Origin of the sequence: Klebsiella indica, from assembly GCF_005860775.1 — a bacterium.
GTDB lineage: Bacteria > Pseudomonadota > Gammaproteobacteria > Enterobacterales > Enterobacteriaceae > Klebsiella > Klebsiella indica.
On the sequence record NZ_VCHQ01000002.1, the window covers coordinates 14133 to 25959 of the forward strand.

8 protein-coding genes are annotated in these 11827 nt (G+C 55.6%); 2 read left to right on the forward strand and 6 right to left on the reverse strand.

The features are described 5' to 3' along the window. Positions 1–109 precede the first annotated feature (109 nt). The gene (locus FE839_RS01285) at positions 110–1756 is read left to right on the forward strand and encodes a Na+/H+ antiporter (protein WP_138358356.1); all 1647 of its coding nucleotides are present in this window, start codon (positions 110–112) and stop codon (positions 1754–1756) included. A gap of 70 nt (positions 1757–1826) precedes the next feature. Here the strand turns inward: FE839_RS01285 and actP are convergent, their stop codons facing one another. From actP to acs, 3 genes are all read right to left on the reverse strand, one after another. Continuing rightward, a complete protein-coding gene (actP, locus tag FE839_RS01290) occupies positions 1827–3476 on the reverse strand; it encodes a cation/acetate symporter ActP (RefSeq protein WP_138358358.1) in 1650 nt (549 codons plus the stop codon). Beyond that, positions 3473–3787, reverse strand: coding sequence for a DUF485 domain-containing protein (locus FE839_RS01295; protein ID WP_138358646.1), 315 nt, complete (start codon positions 3785–3787; stop codon positions 3473–3475). The genes actP and FE839_RS01295 overlap by 4 nt, the downstream gene beginning before the upstream one ends. A gap of 178 nt (positions 3788–3965) precedes the next feature. Next, positions 3966–5924 carry an acetate--CoA ligase gene (gene acs, locus FE839_RS01300; protein WP_138358360.1) on the reverse strand — a complete coding sequence of 653 codons (1959 nt, stop codon included), beginning with the start codon at positions 5922–5924 and terminating at the stop codon, positions 3966–3968. A 411-nt stretch (positions 5925–6335) separates the two neighbouring features. On the opposite strand from acs, the gene gltP reads away from it, so the two are divergent. Then, positions 6336–7649 (forward strand): glutamate/aspartate:proton symporter GltP, encoded by a 1314-nt coding sequence (gene gltP, locus FE839_RS01310; RefSeq protein WP_138358362.1) that lies wholly within the window; start codon positions 6336–6338, stop codon positions 7647–7649. 209 nt (positions 7650–7858) lie between these two features. On the opposite strand, the gene fdhF is transcribed toward gltP, so the two are convergent. The 3 genes from fdhF to alsE form a co-directional block, all read right to left on the reverse strand. Continuing rightward, complete coding sequence (fdhF, locus tag FE839_RS01315; RefSeq protein WP_138358364.1) at positions 7859–10006, reverse strand: formate dehydrogenase subunit alpha; 2148 nt, start codon at positions 10004–10006, stop codon at positions 7859–7861. A 225-nt stretch (positions 10007–10231) separates the two neighbouring features. Continuing rightward, positions 10232–11143 (reverse strand): allose kinase, encoded by a 912-nt coding sequence (gene alsK, locus FE839_RS01320; RefSeq protein ID WP_138358366.1) that lies wholly within the window; start codon positions 11141–11143, stop codon positions 10232–10234. Further along, positions 11127–11822, reverse strand: coding sequence for a D-allulose 6-phosphate 3-epimerase (gene alsE, locus FE839_RS01325; RefSeq protein WP_138358368.1), 696 nt, complete (start codon positions 11820–11822; stop codon positions 11127–11129). The genes alsK and alsE overlap by 17 nt, the downstream gene beginning before the upstream one ends. Positions 11823–11827: the final 5 nt, after the last annotated feature.

Genomic DNA, 11827 nt, shown 5'->3' on the forward strand with positions numbered 1-11827 from the left:
TAATTTTTAAACCACATCCTGTTTCCTTTTGCGTTAATCTGAGTAGCGTATTATTTCGGGACATGACGTCTCAGATGTAAAAAAAGAAAACGCCGCAAACAGGGAACACATGGAAATATTCTTTACCATACTCATCATGACCCTCGTGGTCTCTCTCTCCGGGGTGGTTACACGCGTACTGCCCTTTCAGGTTCCACTACCTTTAATCCAGATCGGCATCGGTGCGCTGTTGGCCTGGCCAACCTTCGGGCTGCATGTCGAGTTCGATCCTGAGCTCTTTCTGGTGCTGTTCATTCCGCCGTTGCTGTTTGCCGATGGCTGGAAGACCCCAACCCGCGAGTTCATTGAGCACGGGCGAGAAATTTTTGGCCTGGCGTTGGCGCTGGTACTGGTGACGGTGGTCGGTATTGGTTACCTCATCTACTGGATCGTGCCGGGTATCCCGCTGATTCCGGCGTTCGCTCTGGCGGCGGTACTGTCGCCGACGGATGCCGTGGCGCTGTCCGGGATTGTTGGCGAAGGGCGTATTCCGAAAAAAATCATGGGGATTTTGCAGGGCGAAGCGCTGATGAACGACGCTTCCGGCCTGGTCTCCCTGAAGTTTGCCGTTGCGGTGGCGATGGGCACGATGGTTTTTACCGTCGGCGGTGCGACGATGGAGTTCCTCAAAGTGGCGGTCGGCGGTATTCTCGCGGGTTTCATCGTCAGCTGGCTCTACGGGCGCTCGATGCGCTTCCTCAGTCGCTGGGGCGGGGATGAACCGGCAACGCAGATTGTGCTGCTGTTCCTGCTGCCGTTTGCTTCTTACCTGATCGCTGAACATATCGGTTTTTCCGGGATCCTGGCGGCGGTGGCCGCGGGGATGACCATCACCCGTTCCGGCGTGATGCGCAGCGCCCCGCTGGCGATGCGCCTGCGCGCCAACAGCACCTGGGCGATGCTGGAGTTTGTGTTTAACGGCATGGTTTTCCTGCTGTTGGGCCTGCAGTTGCCGGATATTTTGTCCAGTTCGCTGGTGGCCGCAGAAGCGGATCCGAACGTCGAAACCTGGATGCTGTTTACCGATATCATCCTGATTTACGCCGCCCTGATGCTGGTGCGTTTTGGCTGGCTGTGGACGATGCGTAAACTGAGTCAGCGTTTTCTGAAAAAGAAACCGATGGAGTTTGGCTCCTGGACCGACCGCGAGCTGCTGATCTCTTCCGTCGCCGGAGTGCGCGGGGCGATTACGCTCGCCGGTGTGCTGTCGATTCCGCTTCTTCTGCCGGACGGCAACGTCTTCCCGGCGCGCTATGAACTGGTGTTTCTTGCCGCCGGGGTGATTCTGTTCTCTCTGTTTGTTGGGGTGATCGCGCTCCCGATTCTGCTGCGTCATATCGAATCGAGCGACCACGTACAGCAGCGCAAAGAGGAGCGTCTGGCGCGAGCGGCGACGGCGGATGTGGCGATTGTCGCGATTCAGAAAATGGAAGAACGGCTGGCTGCTGATACCAAAGAGAATATTGATAATCAGCTGCTGACCGAGGTCAGTTCGCGGGTGATTGGTAATTTGCGCCGCCGCGTCGACGGACGTAATGATGTTGAAACCTCCATGCTGGAAGAGAGCCTTGAGCGCCGGTTCCGTCTGGCGGCGCTGCGTTCAGAGCGCGGGGAACTGTATCATCTGCGTGCGACCCGGCAGATCAGCAACGAGACGCTGCAGAAGCTGCTGCATGACCTCGACCTGCTGGAAGCGCTGCTTATTGAAGATCAGTAACGCATAATCGCCGCGCCGCTGACGATGTGCTGATGAACCCCGGCCTGCGGGCCGGGGAAAGAGAGCGCATTTAATGTGCCTGACCGCGTTCGATGCCGATACCGGTCTGCGAACGGATAAACTGGGCGCGGAACAGCGCGCGCTCGCGCACGCCTTCTTCTGAGGCGTCGGTGGCTGAGAAAAACCAGATACCGATAAAGGCGATGGCGATGGAGAACAGCGCCGGATATTCATACGGGAATATCGCCTTCTCGTGACCAAGAATCTGTACCCAAATGGTCGGGCCGAGGATCATCAGAATCACCGCGGTCAACAGACCTAACCAGCCGCCAACCATCGCCCCGCGGGTCGTCAGCTTCGACCAGTACATCGACAGCATAATGATGGGGAAATTACAGCTGGCGGCAATGGAGAACGCCAGACCGACCATAAACGCGATGTTCTGTTTCTCGAACAGAATCCCCAGCAGGATCGCCACCACGCCGAGGATCAGCACGGTAATCTTCGAGACCTTCAGTTCCTGACGTTCCGTTGCGCCTTTGCGGAATACGTTAGCGTACAGGTCATGGGAAACCGCCGACGCCCCCGCCAGGGTTAAACCGGCAACCACCGCCAGAATGGTGGCGAAGGCGACCGCCGAGATAAAGCCGAGGAACAGGTTCCCGCCAACCGCATCCGCCAGATGCACTGCGGCCATATTATTGCCGCCGATAAGCTGTCCGGCGGCGTCTTTAAACGCCGGATTCGCACCTACCAGCATGATTGCGCCGAAGCCGATAATAAAGGTCAGAATGTAGAAATACCCCATAAATCCGGTGGCGTAGAATACGCTTTTACGCGCCTCACGCGCATCGCTTACGGTGAAGAAGCGCATCAGAATATGCGGCAGGCCCGCAGTGCCAAACATCAGGCCAAGTCCGAGCGACAGCGCCGATATCGGGTCTTTTACCAGTCCGCCGGGGCTCATAATCGCGGCCCCTTTAGGATGGACGGCCATCGCTTCAGTAAACAGATTATTGAAGCTGAAGCCGACGTGTTTCATTACCATAAAGGCCATAAAGCTGGCGCCGAACAGTAGCAGAACGGCTTTGATGATCTGTACCCAGGTCGTCGCGAGCATGCCGCCGAACAGCACATACAGCACCATCAGCACGCCAACCAGCACCACTGCAACATGGTAGTTGAGGCCGAAAAGCAGTTGAATCAGTTTACCCGCGCCGACCATCTGGGCGATCAAATACAACGCGACCACCACCAGTGAACCGCAGGCGGAAAGGGTGCGAATCGGCCCCTGTTTGAGACGATAAGAGGCGACGTCAGCAAAGGTGTAGCGCCCGAGGTTACGCAGGCGTTCGGCGATCAGGAACAGAATAATCGGCCAGCCGACAAGGAAACCGAGGGAGTAGATCAGCCCGTCATAGCCAGAGGTGTAAACCAGTGCGGAAATACCGAGGAATGACGCCGCCGACATAAAGTCACCGGCAATGGCCAGCCCGTTCTGGAGGCCGGTAATATTGCCGCCAGCGGTGTAGTAGTCGCTACGCGAACGCACGCGTTTTGACGCCCAGTAAGTGATATACAGCGTCAGGGCGACGAAAATCAGGAACATGATAATCGCCTGCCAGTTGGTCGGCTGACGCTGTACCGCGCCGGTGATGGCATCCGCTGCCTGAGCGGTAAAAGGGAGTGTGGCGGCAAGCGCCGTCAAAACTTTCTTCATGATGCTTTCACCTCGCAGAGAATGCTCTTCGTCAGTTGGTCAAATTCACCGTTTGCCCGCCAGACGTAAATTCCGGTGAGTACGAAAGAGATAACGATCACGCCGATGCCAATCGGAATACCGCGGGTGACGCTGGTTCCCGCATGCAGCGGCGTGCCCAGCCAGCCGGGTGCGAAAGCAATAAGCAGAATAAAGCCGACATAAATCACTAACATAATCAGTGACAGAATGGTGGCAAATCTTTGTCGGGTGGCGACAAGCTCCCTGAAATGCGCACTATTCTCTATTCGCTGACACATTTGATCGTTCATCATCGCGTCTCCAGAGGTTCCCTTTTGTCATCCACGCGCCAGAAATCGGCAACACGCATCCACCCGGCAGTGACATGTCGGGGAGCCGCCTGTTTACCGCTTTCCTGCTACCTGAAATCCTTAGGGGTGTTATTTATATTCTCTCCCCGAAGGGAGAGGTTGTAGGGGATCGGTTGGTTTATGATGGCATCGCGATGGCCTGCTTCTCTTCGAGCAGTTTATCCACCACCCCAGGATCGGCCAGCGTTGAGGTATCGCCGAAGTTACTGGTATCGCCTGCGGCAATTTTGCGCAAAATGCGGCGCATAATTTTGCCGGAGCGGGTTTTCGGTAAGGAGTCGGTCCAGTGCAGCACATCCGGCGTCGCCAGCGGGCCGATCTCTTTACGCACCCAGTTACGTACTTCGGCGTACAGCTCCGGGGTCGGTTCTTCACCGTGGTTTAGCGTCACGTAAGCGTAGATGGCCTGGCCTTTAATGTTATGCGGAATGCCCACCACCGCCGCTTCGGCGATTTTGGGATGCGACACCAGTGCGGATTCGATTTCAGCAGTGCCCAGACGGTGGCCGGAAACGTTGAGTACGTCATCCACGCGGCCGGTAATCCAGTAGTAGCCGTCTTCGTCACGGCGCGCGCCGTCGCCGCTGAAGTACATATTTTTAAAGGTGGAAAAGTAGGTCTGCTCGAAGCGCGCATGGTCGCCAAACAGGGTGCGCGCCTGACCCGGCCAGGAGTCGGCGATCGCCAGGTTGCCCTCTGTCGCGCCTTCCAGCGGTATCCCTTCGTTATCTACCAGTACAGGCTGGACGCCGAAGAAGGGGCGCGTGGCGGAACCCGCTTTGAGCTCAATGGCGCCCGGCAGGGGGGTGATCATAAAGCCACCGGTTTCGGTCTGCCACCAGGTATCCATTACCGGGCACCTCTCGTTGCCAATCTTCTTCCAGTACCACTCCCAGGCCTCCGGGTTAATGGGTTCGCCCACGGAACCGAGAATGCGCAGCGAAGAGCGGTCAGTACCCTCGATAGCCTTATCGCCTTCGGCCATTAATGCGCGAATTGCTGTTGGCGCGGTATAGAGGATGTTGACCTGATGTTTATCCACTACCTGACACATGCGCGCTGGGGTCGGCCAGTTCGGTACGCCTTCGAACATCAGCGTCGTTGCGCCGCAGGCCAGCGGGCCGTAAAGCAAGTAGCTATGGCCGGTGACCCAGCCGACATCGGCGGTACACCAGTAGATATCGCCAGGATGGTAATCGAAAACGTATTTAAAGGTTGTCGCCGCATAGACCAGGTAGCCGCCGGTGGTGTGCAGTACACCTTTAGGTTTACCGGTCGAGCCGGAGGTATACAGAATAAACAGCGGATCTTCGGCGTTCATCGCTTCCGGCTGATGTTCGGCGCTGGCTTTCTCGATCAGATCGGCCCACCACAGATCGCGACCTTCCTGCCAGTCGATTTTTCCGCCGGTCCGTTTGAGCACAACCACATGCTCAATGCTTTTCACGTTGGGATTTTTCAATGCATCGTCGACATTCTTTTTCAGCGGAATGGCACGACCGGCGCGAAGTCCTTCATCAGACGTAATGACCAGACGGGAATTGGAATCGATGATGCGACCGGCGACCGCTTCCGGCGAGAAACCGCCGAAAATCACCGAGTGGATAGCGCCAATGCGGGCGCAGGCCAGCATAGCCACCGCCGCTTCGGGCACCATCGGCATATAGATCGCCACGACATCGCCTTTTTTGATCCCGAGATCGAGCAGGACGTTGGCAAAGCGGCAGACATCACGGTGTAGCTCGCGATAAGTGATGTTTTTGCTTTCGCGGGCATCGTCACCTTCCCAGATGATGGCGGTCTGGTCGCCGGATTCCGCCAGATGGCGATCGAGACAGTTAGCGGCCAGGTTCAGGGTACCGTCTTCATACCATTTGATGGAAATATTGCCCGGGGCGAACGAGGTGTTTTTAACACGAGTGTAGGGGGTGATCCAGTCAAGGATTTTACCCTGTTCACCCCAGAAGACATCAGGGTCGGTGACGGACAACTGGTACTGCGTCTGATACTGTTCCGGGTTAATCAGGCAGCGTTCTGCAATATTAGTGGGAATAGAGTGTTTATGTATTTGGCTCATGGCTTTTTTTCTCCTCTGAATTGTTAAATATATGTCAAGTAAACGTTAAGGCCAGGGGCTTTGACGGCTTTGTTTGCTATTTGGGGGGCAGATCACGCATTGATTAAACTGAATGAAAAGCAATCAAATGAAACATTGACATGAAATAATTTCTTGAGGGAATTTATAGAAATTGAGTTGAGTAAATATTTTTTATAACAAATAGTTATGCATACTAATCCGGCAATATAAGCGGATTTATGCAGAAAACCAGTGTAATCCCCGGTTCTTAAAGACTTGCGCAGCATACCGTGCAAATGATACTGATATTGCGCGTTAAATAACCCTATAAAACAACGCAACACAATTCATACCCTTTTCAGTGGGTACCGTTATCTTCTGGAATGGTGCCTTTCATTGAGGAAGTCTGTAGTGAAGAAAAAAACGAAAGTCAGCCTGGCCTGGCAAATTTTGCTGGCTCTGGTGCTGGGCATACTGCTGGGAAGTTACCTGCATTATCACGCCGACAGTCGTGAGTGGTTAACCTCGAACCTGCTGACCCCGGCGGGTGATATCTTTATCCATCTGATTAAAATGATCGTCGTACCGATTGTGATTTCGACCCTGGTGGTCGGCATTGCTGGCGTGGGCGATGCAAAGCAACTGGGTCGTATCGGCGCGAAAACCATTATCTATTTTGAAGTGATCACCACGGTGGCGATTGTGCTGGGGATCACCCTCGCGAACGTTTTCCAGCCCGGTGCCGGGATTGATATGTCGCAGCTGGCGGCAGTGGATATTTCAAAATATCAAAACACCACCGCGGAAGTGCAGAGCCACGCGCATGGTCTGATGGGCACGATCCTCTCACTGGTGCCGACGAATATCGTCGCCTCCATGGCGAAAGGCGACATGCTGCCGATCATCTTCTTCTCGGTGCTGTTTGGCCTCGGCCTTTCCTCGCTGCCCGCTACCCATCGTGAACCGCTGGTCACCGTGTTCCGCTCAATCTCTGAAACCATGTTCAAAGTGACGCATATGGTGATGCGCTATGCGCCGGTCGGTGTGTTCGCGTTGATCTCGGTGACCGTGGCGACTTTCGGTTTCGCCTCCCTGTGGCCGCTGGCAAAGCTGGTGATTCTGGTTTATTTCGCGATCCTGTTCTTCGCGCTGGTGGTGCTCGGTATGGTGGCGCGGGTATGCGGACTGAGCATCTGGATCCTGATCCGTATTCTGAAGGATGAGCTGATTCTGGCGTACTCTACCGCCAGCTCTGAAAGCGTGCTGCCGCGTATTATCGAGAAGATGGAAGCCTATGGCGCACCGGCGTCGATCACCAGCTTTGTGGTGCCGACCGGCTACTCGTTTAATCTTGATGGTTCGACGCTGTATCAGAGCATCGCGGCGATCTTTATCGCCCAGTTGTACGGTATCGACCTGTCTATCTGGCATGAGATTACCCTTGTGCTGACGCTGATGGTGACCTCGAAAGGGATTGCGGGCGTTCCGGGGGTTTCCTTTGTGGTGCTGCTGGCGACGCTGGGCAGCGTGGGGATACCGCTGGAAGGTCTGGCCTTTATTGCCGGTGTGGACCGTATCCTTGATATGGCGCGTACTGCGCTGAACGTGGTGGGTAATGCGCTGGCGGTGCTGGTGATCGCTAAGTGGGAACACAAATTTGACCGCAAAAAAGCGCTGGCGTATGAGCGTGAAGTGCTGGGTAAATTTGAGAAGACCGCCCAATAGCCCCCTGGCCCGGTTAATGCGCCGGGCGTTATGTGAGGCCCGTTAAGCGAATGACCGGGATTTTTATGCAGCGACGCTTGCTGGCGTGAATGTCTCGTGTCAACAAATTCAGGCGGAATTTTACGCAAGCGGCGCCAGCCCTTTGCCCGGACGACGAGAAATTTGCCGTCCGGGCAGGCGCGAAGCGCCGCCCCGTAAAGGTCAACTGATTAACCGATCGCGCTCTCGCGCAGGCGGGTTTTCAGTTTGTTGTACTCATCAATCACATACTGCTCGGCGGCACGCTGATCGGCAATCGGCGTAACGTTGACGGCGCAGTATTTGTACTCTGGCGTTTTGGTTATCGGGCTCAGGTTCTCGGTAACCAGTTCGTTACAGGCGCCAATCCACCACTGGTAGGTCATATAAACCGCCCCTTTATTCGGACGATCGCTGACCTGCGCACGGGTGATAATACGGCCTTTGCGTGAGTTAACCCACACCAGTGACTCATCCTCAATACCCAGACGCTCAGCGTCGGCGGTATTGATTTGCGCATAACCGGGTTCATCCGCCAGCGCGGACAGCGCCGCGCAGTTGCCGGTCATCGAACGACAGGAGTAGTGACCGACTTCGCGCACCGTCGATAGCACCATCGGATACTCGTCGGTGAGCTTGTCAATCGGGGCCACCCAGTCGCAGGTGAAGAACTGCGCCAGACCGTTCGGGGTATCGAACTTCTCTTTAAACAGATAAGAGGTTCCCTGATCGGCATCGGACTCATCGCGGCACGGCCACATGATGTAGCCCAGTTCGCCCATTTTCTCGTAGGTGGCGCCGTAGAAATCCGGGCACAGATGACGCAACTCATCCCAGATCTCCTGGGTGTTGTTGTAGTGCATCGGGTAGCCCATCCGGGTTGCGATCTCGCTGATAATCTGCCAGTCGGTTTTCAGGTCCCACTTCGGCTCAACGGCTTTAAAGAAGCGCTGGAAGCCGCGGTCCGCTGCGGTATAGACGCCTTCATGCTCGCCCCAGGAGGTGGACGGCAGAATGACATCGGCCGCGGAGGCGGTTTTGGTCATGAAAATATCCTGGACGATAACCAGATCCAGCTGTTCAAACGCTTTACGCACGGCGGACAGCTCGGCATCGGTCTGGAGCGGATCTTCCCCCATAATGTACGCCGCCCGTACTTCGCCATGCTCCACGCGGTGCGGCAGTTCGCTGATGCGATAGCCAGTATGCGCCGGCAGGCTCTCGACTCCCCAGGCTTTGGCGAACTTCTCGCGATTTTCCGGGAACTTAACATACTGATAGCCCGGATAGGTATCCGGCAGCGCCCCCATATCACAGGCACCCTGAACGTTGTTCTGGCCGCGCACCGGGTTGACGCCGACGCTTGGCTTACCGAGGTTGCCGGTCAGAATGGCCAGACTGGTCAGGGAACGTACGGTCTCCACGCCCTGATAGAACTGGGTGACGCCCATGCCCCACAGTATTGCGGCGGATTTTGCGTTAGCGTACATGCGGGCGCAGGCGCGAATATCCTGGGCGCTGACGCCGGTAATCTCTTCCACCGACTCCGGCGTATAGCCTTCGACGATTTTGCGATACTCCTCGAAGCCTTCGGAACGGTTGGCGACGAAAGATTTATCGTAGAGATCCTCTTCAATAATGACATGCCCGATGGCGTTGAGCAGGGCGATGTTCGAGCCATTTTTCAACGCAATGTGCATATCCGCGATGCGCGCGGTTTCGATTTTACGCGGATCGCAAACGATGATTTTCGCCCCGTTGCGTTTGGCGTTAATCACATGATTCGCCACAATAGGGTGCGAATCTGCCGGGTTATACCCGAAGATAAATACGAGATCGGTGTTATCAATCTCGGTGATGGCATTACTCATGGCGCCGTTACCGACCGACTGGTGCAGACCTGCAACCGAAGGGCCGTGTCAGACGCGAGCGCAGCAGTCAACGTTATTGGTTCCAATAACGGCGCGCGCGAATTTTTGCATCACATAGTTTGTTTCATTACCCGTCCCGCGGGACGAACCGGTAGTCTGAATCGCGTCCGGACCATACTTCTCTTTAATGGCGCTGAGACGGGTGGCAACATAATCAAGCGCCTCGTCCCAGGAGACGGATTCCAGTTTGCCGCCACGCTGGCGACGGATCATGGGGGTTTTCAGGCGCGGGGTCAGGATCTGGGTGTCGTTAATAAAATCCCAGCCATAATAGCCTTTCAGACACAGGGTTCCCTGATTGGTTTTCCCCTGAGCCGCCTCTGCCCGAACGATTTTGCCGTTATCGACCACCAGATTGATTTTGCAACCTGATGCACAATACGGACACACCGTGACGACTTTTTTCATCGGTCTTGCTCCAGTTAATCAATTGGCGCATTTGCGCTATCACGAAATCACTATGCATCTTTTATGCCATGCTTTCATTGTGGGTATTGACTGATGATACGCTGTTTTTTTAGTCAAAATGCTGACGAAAAACAGGCAATCGTCAGTTTTGACGTGTCGAAGTGAGGGAGGTGACGCGGATGTGCAAAGCCCGGGTAAAGCGCTCAGGACGCTTCCCGGGGCGGTTTATGCCAGATAACGGCTGCGCGCCAGCGCTGCCGCGCCCCGGGCGCCGTTAAACGCCGAAGATGAGGCGGCGATAAAGCGGACGGCCTGATACGGTAGCGGGCGACGAACGTAGGTTTTGATCATCGCGATTAATGCATCACGCGGAAAAGCGGGCATATCCATGACGCCGCCGCCGAGGATCACCGCATCCGGGTCAAAAAGATTGATGCTGGTGGCGATCGCGCGGGCGGCGTGGTTTAACAGCGTCTGGACAAACGGCGCTTGCCCGGCGTGAACAAACAGTTCGCCCAATGCCCAGTCGCGTGTTTGTTGCTCGTACCAGCGCTTTAGCGCGATGCCGGAGCATACGGTTTCCAGACAGGCAGGGTTGCCGCAGGCGCAGGTGAGGGCGTCATCACCCAGCGGAATGTGCCCCAGTTCGCCCGCGACGCCGTGGGCGCCGATCCAGGGTCCGCCGTTCAGCCAGACGGCGAAGCCCATGCCGGTGCCGAGATAAGCCGCCAGCACCTCCTGTTCCTGCAGGTGATTCTCCTGCACGTCAAAAGACAACTGCAGATTCACATCGCGGGAAAACTCGACCGGGCAGCCCAGCGCCGCTTCCAGCCTGTCAGCCAGGTTGTACAGATCGTCAGCGGCCAGAGGCAGATTGGGCGTTGAAATAATCGTCCGTTTGTCCCTGGCTACCAGCGCCGGGAATCCCATCACCAGCCCACGGCATCTGGCATCATGGTGGGCCAGTTGCTGTTGCAGCAGGTTTTTAATGCCGTCAACCAGGCCGTCGGAGGTAATCACATCCGCCGTTCGACGCTTTTCACCGTGCAGCGTTACGCCCTGTGCTGTCTGCAGGCAAAAGCGGATATGCGTCGCGCCCATATCCACGCCAGCAACGACGTTACGCTGTTTTTGCATGAGGCAGTACCTCGTTTTTTGCCGCAAGGATTTGTTCTGCCATTATTTGCCATGCATCATCAATCTTGTCGGCATGGTTAAAGAGGCCGGAGGTGCCGACGATAAAGACGTCCGCGCCCGCCGCGATCAGTTTTTGGTAAGTGGCCTGGTTGCAGGAGCCGTCGATTTCAATTTCGTAGCCCAGCCCTTCGCGTTCGCGCCAGGCTTTCAGCTCAGCGATTTTATCCAGCATCTCCGGGATAAACGGTTGCCCTGCGAAGCCGGGATCGACGGTCATCACCGTGATTTTGTCGGCTTTATGAATGTAATATTTCATCGCCTCGACCGGGGTTTCCGGATTGAGGATGAGGCCAACTTTCATACCGTGACGACGAATGGCATCAATCAGTCGGAAGGCCTGGCCGTTAATGGTTTCCGGGTGCAAGGTGATAATATCCGCGCCCGCCTGCGCCAGCTGGCTAATGTAATCCTGTGGACGGGTGACCATCAGATGGCAGTCCAGCGGCTTACTGGCCAGCCGTTTCACCTGGCTGACGAAAAAAGGCGACAGGGTCAGATTTGGCACAAAATGGCCGTCCATAATGTCGATGTGAAAATAATCTGCGTGCTGGTCGATAAACTCGATCTGTTCTTTGAATTTCAGCAGATCCATACACATTAAAGAGGGTGCAATTTTCATTATAA

Bases quoted from the DNA above. Each gene is read 5' to 3' on its own strand.
- FE839_RS01295 (WP_138358646.1), bottom strand. From the start codon at position 3,787: ATGAACGATCAAATGTGTCAGCGAATAGAGAATAGTGCGCATTTCAGG.
- alsK (WP_138358366.1), bottom strand. From the start codon at position 11,143: ATGCAAAAACAGCGTAACGTCGTTGCTGGCGTGGATATGGGCGCGACG.
- actP (WP_138358358.1), bottom strand. From the start codon at position 3,476: ATGAAGAAAGTTTTGACGGCGCTTGCCGCCACACTCCCTTTTACCGCT.
- acs (WP_138358360.1), bottom strand. From the start codon at position 5,924: ATGAGCCAAATACATAAACACTCTATTCCCACTAATATTGCAGAACGC.
- alsE (WP_138358368.1), bottom strand. From the start codon at position 11,822: ATGAAAATTGCACCCTCTTTAATGTGTATGGATCTGCTGAAATTCAAA.
- FE839_RS01285 (WP_138358356.1), top strand. From the start codon at position 110: ATGGAAATATTCTTTACCATACTCATCATGACCCTCGTGGTCTCTCTC.